Consider the following 17,281-nt stretch of genomic DNA (forward strand, 5'->3'; position numbering starts at 1 on the left):
TGGTACTGCAAATGTATTCTTTTTTAAAGAATTCCAATCTTACAAAAAAAAAATGTTTCTTTGTAATAGCTTTAAAACATTTGAAATAACCATTTTAAATAACTAGGTTTATGTTTTTAAAGCAGCATAAAACTAACAAACCATCTATGAAGATTTTAGTAACAGGAGCCGTAGGGTTTATTGGTTCACACACAGCAGAGCGCTTGCAAAGTTTGGGACATCAAGTTGTGGGAATCGATAATTTTTCGCCTTATTATAGTGAAAGCTTAAAGAAATTGAATGAAAAAGCACTCCTGGAAAAAGGCATAACTGTTATAAAAAAAGATTTAAGGGATGCCGATCTGTTGCAAAGGCTGCCTCAGGATGTTGCCTATATTTTTCATTTTGCTGCCCAACCGGGAATTTCCAAAACATCCACTTTTGAAGACTATTTTACAAACAACATCTTGGCTACCAAAAATCTCATAGATTATGCCTTGCAGCTACCAAATTTAAAAATGTTTGCAAACATAGGAACCTCTTCCATATATGGTTTGGAAGCCACCTTTCCTGAAAGTATGGCACCTAAACCAGCCTCGCATTATGGAGTTACCAAATTGGCAGCAGAGCAGTTGGTACTTCAAAAATCAAGGGAAAAGAAAATGAAAGCCTGTTCTTTAAGACTCTATTCGGTAATTGGCCCTCGGGAACGACCGGAGAAAATGTACACCAAACTTATAGCCTGTGCTTTCAATGACCAAGCATTCCCCTTATATAAAGGTTCCGCCACACATTTGAGAAGTTTTACCTATGTTGGGGATATTGTAGATGGTATAGTAAGTATTATCGATAAGGAACATGCAGTTGATGGGGAAATTATCAACTTGGGCACAGAGGTGGAACATACCACACAAGAAGGGATTGAAGCTGTGGAATCCGTAATTGGGAAATCTATTAAAATAGCTCATGTGGAAGCGAGGGCTGGCGATCAGTTACGTACCAAGGCCAATATAGATAAAGCCAAAAAACTGCTTGCTTACAATCCACAAACCACCTTGTTGGATGGGGTTAAAAAGCAGGTGGAATGGTACAAGGCCCATTTTTTAAAATAAAATTTCAATAGTTTTGTCATTAAGGTTTTTGGTATCGATTACAACCTTATAACCTCAGTTTTAATTTCTAACGGTTATTACATGGATTTCTAGGGTTTCGCTCCCTTACAAAGGGTATTTTTCGAGTCTTTAATTTTAAACCTTGAACCTTAAAAGGTAATCTGCAGCAGCAAAAGGAGTTGTTTTGTTTTCTTCAATCAATTGCAGTTGTTTTTCTAGGGCTACCTTAATTTCTTTGTCATTGAAAAAATTCGATTTCAAATGCTCCTCAATGGTTTGAATGAGCCAAAATTTATTTTGTTCACTTCGCTTTTTATTAAAATAGGCTGTTTTGTAGGTCAGCGAAACATAATCCTGAATCTGTTCCCAGATATCTTGAATGCCTTCATTTTTTAAGGCACTGCACAACATGACCTTGGGTTGCCATCCGGAAGATTTTTTAGGATACAGGTGCAAGGCCCTGTTAAATTCCACCTTGGCCACTTTGGCTTGTTTTAGGTTGTCCCCATCAGCTTTATTGATGGCTATAAGGTCTGCCATTTCCATAATACCCCGTTTTATACCTTGAAGTTCGTCTCCGGCTCCTGCTAATTTCAATAACAGGAAAAAATCTACCATGCTGTGCACGGCAGTCTCACTTTGTCCCACCCCAACAGTTTCAATTATAATGGTGTCAAAACCAGCAGCTTCACATAAAATAATGGTTTCCCGGGTTTTTCTGGCAACACCCCCAAGCGATTCCCCAGAAGCTGAAGGCCTAATAAAAGCCTTAGGCTCTTTTACCAAAGCTTCCATTCGGGTTTTATCACCTAAAATACTGCCTCTGCTTACCGAGCTGCTTGGGTCTACGGCTAAAACAGCTACTTGTTTTCCCAGACTTGTAGCCAGTAAGCCAAAACTTTCTATAAAGGTGCTTTTGCCTACCCCAGGAACTCCTGTAATACCTATGCGCACAGATTTATTGGCATGTGGCAAACACCCTTTTATAAGGGCATTCGCTTTTTCAAAATGTGATGGGTTCTTGCTTTCAATAAGGGTAATGGCCCGACTTAAGGCTGTGATATCGCCCTGTAATATTCCGGAAATTAGATCTTCGGTACTGGGTTGTTTGTGACGTTTGGATTTTATCCTAGCAATGGAAGACCTGTTAATGCTTTCAGGTTCTTGAATGCCTTTTTTTTCTTCCAATGCCGATTTTTTTTCTTTTGCCACCTGAGCTATTATTTGTTCAAAAGTTGAGATTCAATATTTGAAATGCTTTTAAAAGATAAAGATATCATTATATTTTCGGAAGTAAAACTAAATTTTTAAAGGCTTGTAAAAACAAACTTAAACCCTTAATCCAACGCCTTGAATCTTAGGGTTTATTGATTGGAAACCCACCCGAACGTACCCTCCGGTACAGGCAGGTTGGGGATTGGAGTTTATAGCATAGGATATTGAACTTTAAATCTTAAACCTAGATCCAAGAACAAAGTACAAAGTATAAAGAATTAAGAACCTTAAATCTTAAACAACACAAAGGCTATTTATTTCAATGGCACAACAACTTTTGTGTTATCCCAAGCCATGGTTAAAGACAAATTATCAGTGGAATTATCAAAGCCAATGGTAAATTGTTCCACGGTAGTATCAATTTTTTGGACAGGAACTTCCACATCCACCACATCAAACTCAGGCTCTCTCATGGGTTTCATTTCCATGTCTACGCCCCATGGGTATTCTTTTCTATTGAACATCACATGCCATGTGGAGTCGTTGGGGATGGTCCATAAAGTATATTTTCCAGCAGGAAGGGAGTCGCTACCCACTTTTAAAGGTTTGTTGGTTTCAAAGGTTGTAGCTTCGTTGGCTCCTGTTCGCCAAACCTGATTGTAAGGTACCAGCGCTCCAAAAATCTCACGATTCCTTTTGGAAGGTCTATTGTAAAAAACCTTCAATTCAATATCATCTACCTTAAAACTGACAATTTTTTTCGGACTCAATGGTTTTTTCAACAGGCCATCATTTAAAACAGAGTACACAAAAACACCAATAGCAACAAGCACTAAAAGTCCAATGATCCATTTTAAAAATCTATTCATAACTAGCTATTTTTTTGAGAGATAAAGATACTTTAAAAGATATATTAAGTAAAAATGAAACGCAAATTTCTTTCCAAATATTTTAATAACTTCAAAAAAATATCACTTTTTTGCAACAACCCATTTTTTCTGTCGTCTTTAAAGGGAACAAACCAATTAAAAACCAAAAGTAAGGCATGTTTCAAAGCAGCATTATTGAAAAATGCAAACAAAACGATCGCAAGGCACAAATGCAATTATACAACCAGTACTGCCAGGGCATGTATATTGTGGCAAAGCGATTTTTGAAACAGGATGCTGAAGCCGAAGATATGGTTCAGGAAGCTTTTATTAAAGCGTTTTCCAAACTTCATCAGTATCAAGCTGAGGTCACTTTTGGAGCTTGGTTAAAACGTATTGTCATCAACACCTGTATCGATGCTTTAAAATCCAAAAACCAACAAATGGTCGCTTTGGAAGAGGTGCACCTAAAAGTTGTGGATACAGATGAGAACGACAAATGGTTGGTGGACGATGCTGTTACTTTGGACGACATTAAAGAGGCCATCCTTAAGCTACCTGAAAAATACAGATATGTGGTCATGCTTTACATTATGGAAGGCTACGACCATCAAGAAATTTCGGAAATCTTAAAAATCTCGGAAGTCGCCTCAAGAACACAGCTATATAGAGGGAAATTACAATTGCAAGAACGGTTAAAACAGGTAAAAAATGGCACAAGATATTAGGGAGTTATTCCAAAAGGAGCAAAAAAATGAAACACAGGCAAACCTGCCAGCAGGTCATGAAGCGCGTTTTCTCAAGAAATTGGATGCTGAGTTTTCCAAGACTCCTAAAACAACATGGTCTTGGTGGTATATAGCCGCTAGTATTGTTGTGGTTTTAGGGGTGGGTTTTGGTACCTTTAAGTACTTTCAAGTACCAGGAAACATCCAAGTGGTGGATACGCCTACGGATACAGAATTCAACAAAGGGGAAATACCAACTAGGACTTTGGGGGATATTTCACCAGATCTAAAAAAGGTGGAAGATTATTACTTGGCGAATATCAATTTTGAATTGTCCAAAGTAACCCTAACCCCAGAAAACAAAGACCTTATAGATGGTTACCTCACCCAGTTGGAGACTTTAAACCAAGAGTATAAACGCATCTCTTTAGAGCTAACCCATTCCGGACCCAACGAGCTAACCGTCAATGCCTTGATTACCAATTTAAAGTTTCGTTTAAACCTCATGTACCGTTTAAAAGAACAACTGGAAACTTTAAAAACAACCGATTCAATCAGAAAACGAACAAACGTATAAAACAATCTTAAAAATGAAACACATACTCATAACAAGCTTATTTTTTCTAACGGTCCTTGGAACAAAAGCCCAACAAAAACTGGAAAAAATATCCCAATCCATTAAAGTGACCGATCAGGTCACCATAGACTTAAATACCAATTACACCACTATAGAAATAGATACCTGGAACAAGGATCTTATAGAGATAGAAGCATTTGTGGAGAGCAGCTCTCTAAGCAAGGAGGAGTTAAAAACCTATCTGGACAATTGGAAAATAGAAGTTGAAGGGTCTAACCATTCGGTAACGATTACTTCAGATGCCGATAACCAAGCTTGGGCCTATAATCATCAAATTTTAAGCGAGCAATCTTTTGGAGCCTTACAGGATCTGGAATTTGAATTGGCCAATATGCCCATTATGGATGGGTTGATGGAATCTTTAGACTTGGCCAATATGCCCAAAATGCCCAAAATGCCGAAACTACCAGAATTGCCCGAAGGCATGACCAAGTCTGATTTCAATTTCGAAAAATATCAAAAGGAAGGCGATGCTTATATGGAAAAATGGAGTAAGGAATATGGTGAAACCTACGGTAAGGAATATGCCAAACGTATGGAAGCTTGGGCCAAACAAGTGGAATCCAGCGAGGAAATGAAAAACTTTCAAAAACGTATGGAAGCTTGGGGAGAACAATTTGGTAAAGAATTTGGAGAGCAATTTGGCAAAGACATGGAAGCCTGGGGCCAACAATTTGAAAAACGCATGGAAGCCAGGGCAGCTGCACTGGAACAACGCATGGAAGCCCAAGAACAGCGCAAAGAAGCCATGGAGGCTAGGGAAGAGGCTTATAGAAACCGAGCCAAAATCCGCTCAAACAGTCAAAAACCCATACAGGGTTCAGATGTTGGTATGAATGACCAAAAAGTGAAAAAGACCATAAGAATTAAGATGCCTAAAAAAGCCAAACTTAATTTGAATGTGCGTTATGGCGAATTGATTATGGCCTCAGCAATTCACAACTTAAAAGCCGATTTGTCACATACCAGTTTCTTGGCAAATGGCATTGATGGAAGTGAGACTTCCATCAATGCTTCTTATTCCCCAGTGACAATTTCCTATTGGAACTTGGGGGAATTAAAACTGAATTATGTTGAAAAAGCAGACTTAGGTATGGTTAACAGATTGGCTTTGAGTTCCAATTCATCCAATATCTCTATAGGCGAACTACAAGGCAATGCCATTATTGATGGGAGTTTTGGCGACTTGATTATAGGTCATATCTCAGCTGCTTTCAATAACCTAAATATTGTTTTGAAAAATAGCAAAGCAAGGCTAAGCTTGCCAAAAACTGATTATAATTTTCAATTTAAAGGAACATACTCCAGATTAAAACATCCCAAAAAAACTTCAGACGAGATCAATACATCTTTTTCCACAGGCAATTTGGCCAGCGATAAAACCATTGTGGTAAATGCCAAGTACAGTCAGGTGACCCTACAATAATTACAGCTTCTAAAAACAAAATCCCAAAGTGTGAACCTTGGGACTTTATATTTTAACACTATTTAAATGAGAAGCTTTTAACCGGCAACACTGTAAGTGGCGTTTGTGGTTTTGGCTTCAGGGTTGTTTGCTAACTAATCTTCTAGCATCACCCAATCACCACTTGAAATTAAAGGTTCAGCTTGCTTGTATTTAAGGGTTTTGTTTTCCCCACTCATCACATGCTTTATGGTTACCTTATCATTTCTTCCAATTTTAGGTTTGTCACGAACAATGGTTTCCACAACCTCTGGTTGACGTTGTGTGTTTCCAGCAGCTCTGTTTTGTGCCGAACGCTCATCCAGATTAGGGATTTCATCTTTCTGTGTTTGTAAATTCTCTTTTTTTCTGGTTTGTTTGGCTTCTTGAATGGCATTGGTTTCCTCACTAGGAAGTTCCCCTTTAAACAAGAAGGAAATCACATCTTTGTTTACTTGGTCTATCATGCCCTTGAACAATTCAAAAGCCTCAAACTTGTAAATAAGCAATGGATCTTTCTGTTCGTGAACAGCCAATTGAACCGATTGCTTCAACTCGTCCATTTTACGTAAATGGGTTTTCCAAGCATCATCTATAATGGCAAGGGTAATGTTTTTCTCAAAATCTGTGATTAACTGTTTCCCTTCGGTTTCATAAGCCTTTTCCAGGTCTGTTACCACTTGTAGGGTTTTAACGCCATCGGTAAATGGTACCACAATACGCTTAAATTTATCACGTTGGTTTTCGTACACATTTTTAATAACAGGAAACGCCAATTCGGCATTTCTGGTCATTTTTTCCCTGTAATGCGTAAAGGCTGCTTTATAAACCTGTGAGGCAATGTCTTGAACCGATAGTTTTCCAAAAGCTTCTGCTGTTATTGGGGAGCTCATGGAGAAATAACGAATCAGTTCAAACTCAAAGTTTTTATAATCGTTTGCTGCTTTGTTGGTTTCGGCAATACCTTCCGAAGTATCGTAGATCATATTTGCCAAGTCCACACGCAAACGTTCCCCAAAGAGGGCGTGGTGGCGACGTTTGTAAACCACTTCACGTTGCGAGTTCATCACGTCATCATACTCCAGCAAGCGTTTACGAACGCCAAAGTTGTTTTCCTCTACCTTCTTTTGGGCACGTTCAATGGATTTTGAAATCATGGAATGTTGAATCACTTCACCTTCTTTCAAGCCCATTCGGTCCATCATTTTTGCAATACGTTCACTACCAAAAAGGCGCATTAAATTATCTTCCAAAGACACATAAAACTGCGAACTTCCTGGGTCTCCTTGACGCCCAGCACGACCACGTAACTGTCTGTCCACACGACGCGAATCGTGACGCTCTGTACCAATAATGGCCAAACCTCCAGCTTTTTTTACGGCTTCCGATAATTTAATGTCCGTACCACGACCAGCCATGTTGGTAGCAATGGTTACCTGACCGGAATTCCCGGCTTCGGCAACAATTTCTGCCTCTTTTTTGTGCTGCTTCGCGTTTAAGACGTTGTGAGGTATTTTTCTAATGCTAAGCATCTTGCCTAACAATTCACTTATCTCTACCGAGGTGGTACCAATCAATACTGGTCGGCCAGCTTCTGATAGTCGGGTGACCTCATCTATAACTGCATTGTATTTTTCACGTTTGGTTTTGTAAACCAAATCCTCTCTGTCGTCTCTGGCAATAGGTCTGTTGGTTGGAATTTCAACCACATCCAATTTGTATATTTCCCAAAACTCACCAGCTTCTGTAACAGCAGTACCTGTCATCCCAGAGAGTTTACGATACATTCTAAAGTAATTTTGAAGCGTAACCGTAGCAAAGGTTTGCGTGGCTGCTTCAATTTTTACGTTTTCTTTGGCTTCTATGGCTTGGTGCAATCCATCGCTATAACGACGTCCATCCATGATACGTCCTGTTTGTTCATCAACAATCATGACCTTATTGTCCATAACCACATATTGAATGTCCTTTTCAAATAAGGCATAGGCTTTCAGGAGTTGGTTAAGGGTATGGATACGTTCCGATTTAATCCCAAAATCCCTAAACAATTCTTCTTTGGCTTCAGCTTCGGCTTCTTTGGATAGGTTTTGTGCTTCTATTTTAGCTATTTCGGTTCCAATTTCCGGCATCACAAAAAATTGTGGATCGTCGCTACCGGAAAGATATTCAATCCCTTTATCGGAAAGTTCAATTTGATTGTTTTTTTCTTCAATCACATAATACAACTCGGCATCTACCTTTGGCATCTCCCTGTTGTTGTCGGCCATGTATTGGTTTTCGGTTTTTTGAAGCAATTGCTTGATCCCTTCTTCACTTAAAAACTTAATAAGTGCTTTGTTTTTTGGCATTCCCCTGTACACACGCAACAACTGAAAACCTCCTTCTTTGGTGTCGCCTTCAGCGATTAGTTTTTTGGCTTCGGCCAACACACCTGTTAAGTATTTGCGTTGTACCGAAACAATGTCTTCTACTTTTGGTTTTAATGCGTCAAACTCATGGATGTCGCCTTTGGGAACAGGTCCGGAAATAATTAATGGGGTTCTAGCATCATCTACCAATACAGAATCCACCTCATCCACGATGGCAAAATGGTGTGGACGTTGTACCAGGTCGTTTGGCGAGTGGGCCATATTATCACGTAGGTAGTCAAAACCAAATTCGTTGTTAGTTCCGTAGGTAATGTCTGCTAGGTAGGCTTTTTTACGCGCAGCTGAGTTTGGTTGGTGGTAATCAATACAATCCACGGTTAACCCATGGAACTGAAAAATTGGGGCCATCCATGCGCTATCACGTTTCGCCAGGTAATCGTTTACCGTTACCAAGTGTACCCCTTTGCCGGCAAGGGCATTTAAATACATAGGCAAGGTGGCCACTAAGGTTTTACCTTCCCCAGTTTGCATCTCGGCAATTTTACCTTGGTGCATGGCTATACCTCCTATAAGTTGCACATCGTAATGTACCATGTCCCAAGTAATGGGTTTTCCGGCAGCATCCCAAGAATTGGACCAAATGGCCTTCTCGTTATCCAAGCTAACATAATCTTTTTCTCCAGACAGTTCCCTGTCGTAAGTGCTGGCTGTTACCGTAATCTCGGAGTTGTTAACAAAACGCTTGGCTGTTTCTTTAACAACGGCAAAAGCTTCTGGCAAGATCTCGTTCAATACCTCTTCGGTTACCTTATAAATGGTATCTTTTATGCCATCTATTTCTTGATAGATGTCCTCTCTTTTATCAATGTCTTCCGTGGCTTCGGCTTCGGCCATAAGTTTTTCTATGGTCTCGTGGTAAGGTTTCCTGGCTTCAGCAATCTGCTCTTTAAAAGCTGTGGTCTTGGCACGTAACGCGTCGTGGGATAAGCTTTCTAAAGCGGCCTCAAAGGTTTTTATTTTATTTACTAAAGGCATGATGGCCTTGACATCTTGTTTCGACTTGTCGCCGACAAATATTTTTAGTACGGAATCTAAAAGGGTCATTTGTATGTAATTTTTAGTTGTATCAGTTTATGGACCGATAAAAATATGTTATGTACTTTTAGAGGTTTTATAACCCTCAAAGGTACGGTTTGTTATTAAGTTTCCCGAAAAATTAAGCACAAAAAAAGTCTCTGAACGAGACTTTTTAATAATTTGTTACTTATTAGTATTCATCCTCATTCCAGAGGTAATCTTCGTCTGTTGGATAATCAGGCCAAATTTCTTGGATTGATTCATATTGGTCTCCCTCGTCTTCAATAGACTGAAGATTTTCAACTACTTCCAATGGTGCTCCTGTTCTAATGGAATAATCAATTAATTCATCTTTAGTTGCAGGCCAAGGCGCATCGCTTAAATATGATGCTAATTCTAATGTCCAATACATTCTTTAATTGTTTTTATTTTTTGCAAAAATAAATTTTTAGTTCATATAAACAAGAAAAAAAGCAATTAATTGCTCATGAAAAAAAAGAACGTGTTTTCTCACTGTTTTTACTGAAAAATAGCCAATGTGTTTTCAGGTGTTTACAGTGAAAGAGACGGATTAATACTTTTCGGGAATCCATTTAATTTCGTCTGCTTTTAAATCAGAAGACAACTTTCGTGCCAAGACAAAAAGGAAGTCAGATAGACGGTTTAAATACCTAAGTGTGTTTGGTTCTATGGGTTCCAAATCGTTTAAGGCAGTTGCCAAACGTTCGGCCCTACGGCACACACAGCGTGCTATGTGACAGAATGACACGGTTTGGTGCCCTCCCGGAAGGATAAAGTTGGTCATGGGTGGTAAACTCTCATTCATCTGGTCCATTTCCGTTTCCAGACGCTCTATGTTTGCATCCGATATTTTAGGGATGTTTAAACGTTCCTTACCACTTTTTAATAGGGCTTTATCTGGGTCTGTAGCCAAAATGGCACCAACCGTAAAGAGCCTGTCTTGAATATGCGATAACAAGTCTTTGTAGTGCACATCCATGTCTTGATCTTTTAACAAGCCTATATGGGCATTCAATTCATCAACGGTACCATAACTTTCTATGCGTATGTGGTGTTTTGGCACCCTGGTGCCACCAAATAAGGCCGTGGTGCCTTTATCTCCTGTTTTTGTGTAAATTTTCATGTGATAAAGTTAAAATGAAAAAGTGAAAAGGCAAAAGGTTATAGGTTAAAAAGTGATAAGGCATAAGCATAAGTGAAACGTGAAAAGTGCAAAGAGTTTGTTAGTCTGAGCTGAACCTGTCCTGAGCATATCGAAGGGTCGAAGACGCTTATTAAGAATTAAGAATTATGAATTAAGAATTAAGAATTATGAATTTGTGTTTATTAGTTCATTATTTCATTTACTCATTTAGAAAAAGCATAAGGGAAAAAGATATAAGGGAAAAGGCGTAAGAGAAAAGCTTATAGGTTAAGAGTGACGTGTGAAAGGTGAAACGTGATACGTTTTGTACATAAGGGGTAAAACTAAAGGAAAAGGTTCAAACTTGAAATTTAAAAAATATATTTACCTAACACCTAACACCTAATGCCTTATAACAAAATCCTCTTTAGCCTGTTCTTTTCTAAAAAACACCAAGCCCCAAAAAAATGTATCGATGGTCGCTGTCACCTGAGGGTGTTTTTTAATATGCTCCCAAGCTTCTGTCATGTCTTTGGACCAGTAAATATCATCAAAAATAAACACCGAATCGTTGTGGGCTTTGGGCAGTAAGGTTTTAAAGTACCTTAAAGTGGCTTCCTTGCTGTGGTTGCCATCAAAAAATACCAAATCAAAATGGGTTTGTTTTAAAGCCGTCAACTGGGTGTCAAAATCCCCAACAAGAAGTTTGATGTTTTCAGTGTTTTTTAAATAGGTCTTGGCAGTGTCCGATATAGCTTGGCAGCCTTCAATGCTGGTCAGGCTGGCCTTGGGCTGTCCTACATGCAAAGCTTGGGTTGCAATACCTAGGGACGTGCCTAATTCCAAAAGTTGTTCACATTGTAAATACCGCACCAATCTAAAAAGCAATTTGGCTCTTTTAAACGAGGTTCCGGAGTGCTTGGCAATAGAGGAGATAGGTCTTGTAGTATGATTGGATACCTTGGAACCAGCACCTAAATCCGTGATGTTCAAGACCTGCTTGTTGGTTAACAATTGATTTCGGTAGGCTTTTAGCTCTTGGTATTCGGGATAGGTTTTGCTGTCATAAAAACATTTGGTAACCAGATTGTACACAAAAGGGGAATGGACCCCATGTTGGTTGGTGGACTTTAATAGAAATTTTATGTATTGTTTTTGTTGGTACACGGTTTCTGTTGTATGTTCCTGCCTGTCGGTAGACAGGTTTGTTATAGATTTTTAGTTATCCCATAATTTTTTAAACTCAACTCACAACTCACAACTCACAACTCACAACTCACAACTCACAACTCACATCTCACAACTCACAACTCACATCTCACATCTCACAACTCACATCTCACAACTCACATCTCACAACTCACAACACCTAACACCTCACAACCTATAACTGACAACCGACAACCCTCACCCCTCCAGTTTCGAACTTAATTCAAACCAGCGTAACTCCTTGGCTTCAATTTCATCCATGATCTCTTGTAGTTTTTGGGATAAGTCCTGTATCTGTTCTGGACTTAGGCTATCGTCATGGAATTTGGCTTCCAAGGCTTTCTTGTCGTACTCCAGTGAGCTTAATTTACTTTCAATATTTTTATATTCTTTTTGCTCGTTGTAAGACAGTTTGTTGTTGCTGTCTTTTTTCCATTCTTTTTTGTCCTTTTTGGTTTCGTTGATGGAAGACTCTTGTGGCAGACTGTCTTCATAGCTTCTAAAATCGCTATAATTCCCTGGAAAATCTTCTATGAGCCCTTCACCTCTAAACACAAATAGATGATCCACAACCTTATCCATAAAATACCGGTCGTGCGAAACCACTATCAAACAGCCGGGAAAATCCAATAAAAAACTTTCCAAAACATTTAAGGTAACAATATCCAGGTCGTTGGTGGGCTCATCCAGAATTAAAAAGTTGGGGTTTTGAATCAAAACAGTACATAGGTACAAGCGTTTACGTTCTCCGCCACTTAGCTTTTCAACAAAATCATATTGTTTTTTTCTGTCAAATAAAAAGCGTTCCAAGAGTTGTTGCGCACTAATCTGTCTGCCTTTTTTTAAAGGGATGTACTCACCAAACTCTTTAATGACATCAATAACTTTTTGTTCTGGTTTTACCTGAATGCCTGCTTGGGTATAATAACCCATCTGTACCGTTTCACCCACTACAATTTTACCCGAATCCGGTGCTTGTGTTTGGGTAATCAGATTTAAAAAAGTCGATTTACCCGTTCCATTTTTCCCTATAATCCCTAAGCGTTCCCCTCGTTGAAAAGTGTAATCAAAGCCATCCAGGATTATTTTGTCTTTGTAAGCTTTGGACACCTTGTGCAGTTCCAAAATCTTACTGCCCAAACGTTCCATATTCAATTCCAATTGTACCTCATGGTCGTTGCGACGTTGCTGGGCTTTGTGTTTGATGTCGTGAAAATCGTCTATGCGCGATTTGGACTTGGTGGTTCTGGCTTTGGGTTGCTTGCGCATCCATTCCAGTTCTTTTTTAAATAGTTGTTTGGTTTTGCCAAGTTCCACGGCCTCATGTTCTATTCGGGCTTCCCTTTTTTCCAGGTAGTAGGAGTAGTTTCCTTTATAAGTAAACAGTTCCCCTTGGTCCAATTCAATAATTTCATTGCACACACGTTCCAGAAAATACCTGTCGTGCGTCACCATAAACAAGGTCATCTGTTCCTTGGCAAAAAAATCCTCCAGCCACTCAATCATTTCCAGGTCCAGGTGATTGGTAGGCTCATCCAAAATCAACAAATCCGGTTTTTTCAATAGGGCTATGGCCAAAGCCAAACGTTTTTTCTGACCTCCAGAAAGGGTGCTTACTTTTTGGTTTAGGTTTTCCAGTTTTAATTGAAACAGGATTTGCTTGTATTGGGTTTCAAAATCCCAGGCCTGATGACTTTCCATCTGTTCAAAGGCCTTTTGAAATGCTTCGGTGTCCTCAGGATGTTCCAAAGCTTTTTCATAAGCTTTTATCACATCCAAAACTGGGTTCTTGGTGTCAAAAATAGCGGCTTCAACCGTTAAGTTGGGGTTCAAATCCGGGTCCTGCGCCAGAAAGGCGACCTGGATGTCTTTCCTGTAAACAATGCTGCCCGAATCCGGACTGTCTTTTCCAGAGAGCATGTTTAGGATGGATGTTTTTCCAGTCCCATTTTTAGCGACAAAGGCAATTTTTTGGTCTTTGTGGATGCTAAAAGAAAGGTCTTGGAAGAGGGTTAACTCTCCGTAAGATTTCGAAATATGTTCAACGGTTAAGTAGTTCAAAACAGCTATTTTTTGCAAATAAACGTATAAAAACCAAAATTAACCACATTAGTTTTGATATTCCTACTGAAAAGTTATATTTGTGAATAAACTATAAAGTACCTCATGAAGCAGCCCTTCGTTCTTGGATGTATCCTTATGTGTATTTGTATCATGTCTTGTATTCCAAATAAGGATTTGGTGTATTTGCAACATATGGAACAGGCCACAGATAGCACCCAGGTGATTACTGAAAAACAAAAACCCTATCGAATTCAGATCAACGATATATTAAACATCCGTGTCAAGGCCTTGGAACAGGATAATGTGCAAATCTTTAACCCGGTTGGCGAAGAAAACCTAAATGCCGATGGCGATGAACGAGCCTATTTTGATGGTTTTACGGTGGATTTACATGGAAACATACGCATCCCGGTTTTGGGGGAAATCAATGTGTTGGGATATACCACAGAAGAAATCGAGCAAATGTTGGAGAAAAAGCTACTGGAAGAGGAGTTTAAGGAAACAGCCAATATTTTTGTATCGGTGAAGCTTACGGGCATTCGCTATACGGTAAATGGGGAAGTGGGAAGCACTGGTACCAAAACCCTGTACCAAGCCAGGGTGAATATATTTGAAGCCTTGGCCAATGCAGGTGATATTCAAATGACGGGCAACCGTAAAGATGTGTTGGTAATTAGGCAATACCCACAAGGGCAGCAAATCCATCATGTCAACCTTTTGGATGCCAAGGTCATGCAATCGCCTTATTATTACATCCAGCCCAATGACATTATTTATGTCAAGCCCTTAAAGCAAAAATCCTGGGGTACGGGAACCACTACCATGCAAACCGTTGGCACCATTGTTACAGCCTTGTCTTTAGTAACCACAACCCTATTGTTAATAGATAGAATTTAGGCCATGGCAGAATACGAATTTGAAGATATAGACCAAGGAGAGAGTGGAAGTATCAACTTCGATTTTAGAGGGTATTTATTTAAGGTATTAAACCTGTGGAAATTTGTGCTGGCCTGTATCGGGGTAGCCCTAATTATCGCTTATTTTATCAATGTTAGAAAACAAAACGTTTATAAACTGGATTCCTTAATCTCCGTTGAGAACGACCAGAATCCCTTTTTTACGGCCAATACCAGTATTTCCTTCAACTGGGGAGGGGTGTCTGGAAAAATGGGCAAAACCATTACCACGCTTCAAACCCGAACGCACAACGAAAAAGTGGTGGATTCCTTAAAATCCTATATGAATTATTTTGTGGAAGGGAAGTACCGTAAGGTGGATGTTTACAAGGATGCCCCTTTTGTTTTTGAATTGGATAAGACCAAACCACAGGTGTTGGGACATTTTATAGGGGTGCGATTTTTGTCTGGGGATAGCTTTGAAATTTTTACTGAGTTTGAATCCGAAAAAGGGTCTGGACAAATCTATGACACCAAAGCACGTGTTCCTGTTTCCTTGCCTGTAGGACCCTTTAGCAAACAATATCAAATAGGGGAGCTTATCGATCTGCCTTTTTTACATGGGGTGATAAAACCAAGAAATGAACGGACCATTAAATCGGGGCTGGAATTTTTTCTTCAATTCAGTAATTTTGATAATGTGGTCCATGGCTACAAACAAGGCATCGGGGTAAAGCCTTACAGCAATTCTTCAGCCTCTGTTTTGGTACTGTCTTTGGCAGGTACCAACAAAGCCAAAATTGTGGATTATTTAAATACCACGGCAGTTATTTTAAGCGAGTCTGAGCTGGAACGCAAAAACCTTTATGCTACCAATACCATTAAGTTTATTGACAGTAGTTTGGCAGCTGTGAATGCCAATTTAAAAGATTATGGCGAGGAAATGAACACCTTCCGTAAAGAGAATAAGGTGTTTGATGTGTCTATGGAAATGACTGAGATTTCCAACAAATTAAAAGACTTGGAATCCCAAAAGGAAGTTGAAATCACCAAGCTGAATTATTTGGACGCCTTAGAAACCTACCTGCGTACCAAAACCGATTATACACGTATTGCAGCACCCAGTTCGGTTGGGATTGAGGAAGCAAACATCATGAGTTCGGTTTCCAAAATCACGGCTTTGGCCATAGAACGTCAAAGCATGGAGTACTCCATGAGGGAAGATTCTGAAATTTTTAAAGATATAGACCGACGCATCAATGCCGAAAAGAATGTGTTGTTGGAGACCATTGATGCGACCAAGAGCACCATTAAAACCTTAATGAATTCCTTGCAACGTAACATTGCTAGCCTGGAAGCCAAATTAAGTGGCTTGCCAGAAGACCAGCAGGAGTTTTTAAAGATCCAACGTAAATTGGATATCAGTCAGGAGGCCTATAATGTGTATATGGACAAACGCAGTGAGGCAGCCATAGTAAAGGCAGCAAACGTATCTGATATCAGTATTATAGATGAAGCCAAAGACATTGGTGGAGGCTTGATAGGCCCCAACAAATCCTTGAATTATATGATGGGGTTGATGCTTGGGTTTTTTATCCCTATGTTTCTCATCTTTGTCATCTTTTTATTGGATCATACCATTCATGGGTCCGATGAGGTAGAACGCTTGTCGAAAATCCCTATTATTGGATTGATTGGAAAATACCGATACCACAACAACTTAGTGGTGTTCGAAAAGCCCAAGTCGGCTGTAGCAGAGTCCTTTCGTTCCATCCGTTCCAGTTTGCAGTTCCTTTTAAATAAGGCTCCAAGGGAGGGTGGAAGAACCATCATGATTACCTCTTCGGTATCCGGGGAAGGGAAAACCTTTTGTTCCATCAATGTTGCAACGGTCTATGCCCTAAGTGGTAAGAAAACCATCTTACTGGGACTGGATTTGCGTAAGCCAAAAATATTTGATGATTTTAATTTGAGTAACGATAATGGGATGGTAAACTATTTGATAGGTGAAAAACCTTTTGATGAGGTCAAATACCCAACCCATATTGATAATTTAGACGTGGTCCCTGCAGGGCCTATCCCTCCAAACCCTTCCGAATTGTTGATGAGCCCTAAATTAAAAGAACTGATTGCAACTTTAAGGGAGACCTATGATATCATTATTCTGGACACCCCTCCTTTAGGTTTGGTGACCGATGCCTTGGAATTGGTAAAATATGCCGATACCTCCCTGTTTATGATCCGTTTGGATTATACAAAAAAAGGGATGTTGCAATTGATCAATGCCAAATACCGTGCTGGGGAAATCAAGAACATCCATTTCATTTTGAATTTCTACAAGCACAAAACCAATCATAATTATGGCTATGGCTATGGTTATGGTTATGGTTATGGCTATGGAGTGTATGGCAATGCCTATCACGAATCGGGAGATAAGGGCATCTTTAAGAAGGTGAAGGCCTTTTTAAAGCGGATTTGATTTTGGGGATTATGAATTAAGAATTATGAATTAAGAATTATGAATTATGAATTATGAAT

13 protein-coding genes are annotated in these 17,281 nt (G+C 39.4%); 6 read left to right on the forward strand and 7 right to left on the reverse strand.

Translation table 11 applies throughout. The features are described from left to right. The first annotated feature begins 146 nt into the window (after positions 1-146). Positions 147-1,091 (forward strand): NAD-dependent epimerase/dehydratase family protein, encoded by a 945-nt coding sequence (locus tag D778_RS05645; RefSeq protein ID WP_040491632.1) that lies wholly within the window; start codon positions 147-149, stop codon positions 1,089-1,091. Between the two features lie 135 nt (positions 1,092-1,226). Here the strand turns inward: D778_RS05645 and meaB are convergent, their stop codons facing one another. Further along, a complete protein-coding gene (meaB, locus tag D778_RS05650; RefSeq protein WP_007648581.1) occupies positions 1,227-2,303 on the reverse strand; it encodes a methylmalonyl Co-A mutase-associated GTPase MeaB in 1,077 nt (358 codons plus the stop codon). A gap of 317 nt (positions 2,304-2,620) precedes the next feature. Then, positions 2,621-3,175 carry a DUF2911 domain-containing protein gene (locus tag D778_RS05655; protein WP_007648583.1) on the reverse strand — a complete coding sequence of 185 codons (555 nt, stop codon included), beginning with the start codon at positions 3,173-3,175 and terminating at the stop codon, positions 2,621-2,623. Positions 3,176-3,351: 176 nt separating this feature from the next. On the opposite strand from D778_RS05655, the gene D778_RS05660 reads away from it, so the two are divergent. From D778_RS05660 to D778_RS05670, 3 genes are read left to right on the forward strand one after another with little or no spacing between them, the layout of a single operon-like run. Continuing rightward, the gene (locus D778_RS05660; RefSeq protein ID WP_007648593.1) at positions 3,352-3,903 is read left to right on the forward strand and encodes an RNA polymerase sigma factor; all 552 of its coding nucleotides are present in this window, start codon (positions 3,352-3,354) and stop codon (positions 3,901-3,903) included. Next, a complete protein-coding gene (locus tag D778_RS05665) occupies positions 3,887-4,480 on the forward strand; it encodes a hypothetical protein (RefSeq protein ID WP_007648595.1) in 594 nt (197 codons plus the stop codon). Before D778_RS05660 ends, D778_RS05665 begins: the two co-directional genes overlap by 17 nt. Positions 4,481-4,493: 13 nt before the next feature. Next, positions 4,494-5,966: a YggN family protein gene (locus D778_RS05670; RefSeq protein ID WP_007648597.1), complete on the forward strand. Its 1,473-nt coding sequence runs from the start codon at positions 4,494-4,496 to the stop codon at positions 5,964-5,966. A gap of 134 nt (positions 5,967-6,100) precedes the next feature. Here the strand turns inward: D778_RS05670 and secA are convergent, their stop codons facing one another. The 5 genes from secA to D778_RS05695 all read right to left on the reverse strand — a co-directional run bounded on the left by secA (position 6,101) and on the right by D778_RS05695 (position 13,844). Beyond that, positions 6,101-9,457 carry a preprotein translocase subunit SecA gene (secA, locus tag D778_RS05675; RefSeq protein ID WP_007648599.1) on the reverse strand — a complete coding sequence of 1,119 codons (3,357 nt, stop codon included), beginning with the start codon at positions 9,455-9,457 and terminating at the stop codon, positions 6,101-6,103. A 163-nt stretch (positions 9,458-9,620) separates the two neighbouring features. Then, positions 9,621-9,842 carry a DUF2795 domain-containing protein gene (locus D778_RS05680; protein WP_007648604.1) on the reverse strand — a complete coding sequence of 74 codons (222 nt, stop codon included), beginning with the start codon at positions 9,840-9,842 and terminating at the stop codon, positions 9,621-9,623. Between the two features lie 159 nt (positions 9,843-10,001). Then, positions 10,002-10,574 carry a cob(I)yrinic acid a,c-diamide adenosyltransferase gene (locus tag D778_RS05685; protein WP_007648606.1) on the reverse strand — a complete coding sequence of 191 codons (573 nt, stop codon included), beginning with the start codon at positions 10,572-10,574 and terminating at the stop codon, positions 10,002-10,004. Positions 10,575-10,976: 402 nt separating this feature from the next. Next, positions 10,977-11,741, reverse strand: coding sequence for an O-methyltransferase (locus D778_RS05690; protein ID WP_007648607.1), 765 nt, complete (start codon positions 11,739-11,741; stop codon positions 10,977-10,979). 240 nt (positions 11,742-11,981) lie between these two features. Then, the gene (locus D778_RS05695) at positions 11,982-13,844 is read right to left on the reverse strand and encodes an ABC-F family ATP-binding cassette domain-containing protein (RefSeq protein ID WP_007648608.1); all 1,863 of its coding nucleotides are present in this window, start codon (positions 13,842-13,844) and stop codon (positions 11,982-11,984) included. A 105-nt stretch (positions 13,845-13,949) separates the two neighbouring features. On the opposite strand from D778_RS05695, the gene D778_RS05700 reads away from it, so the two are divergent. Then, entirely contained in the window at positions 13,950-14,744 is a 795-nt protein-coding gene (locus D778_RS05700; protein WP_040491590.1) for a polysaccharide biosynthesis/export family protein, read from the forward strand. Positions 14,745-14,747: 3 nt separating this feature from the next. Next, entirely contained in the window at positions 14,748-17,222 is a 2,475-nt protein-coding gene (locus D778_RS05705) for a polysaccharide biosynthesis tyrosine autokinase (protein WP_007648610.1), read from the forward strand. Positions 17,223-17,281 lie beyond the last annotated feature (59 nt).

This window comes from Xanthomarina gelatinilytica, from assembly GCF_000348685.1.
Classification (GTDB): Bacteria; Bacteroidota; Bacteroidia; order Flavobacteriales; family Flavobacteriaceae; genus Xanthomarina; species Xanthomarina gelatinilytica.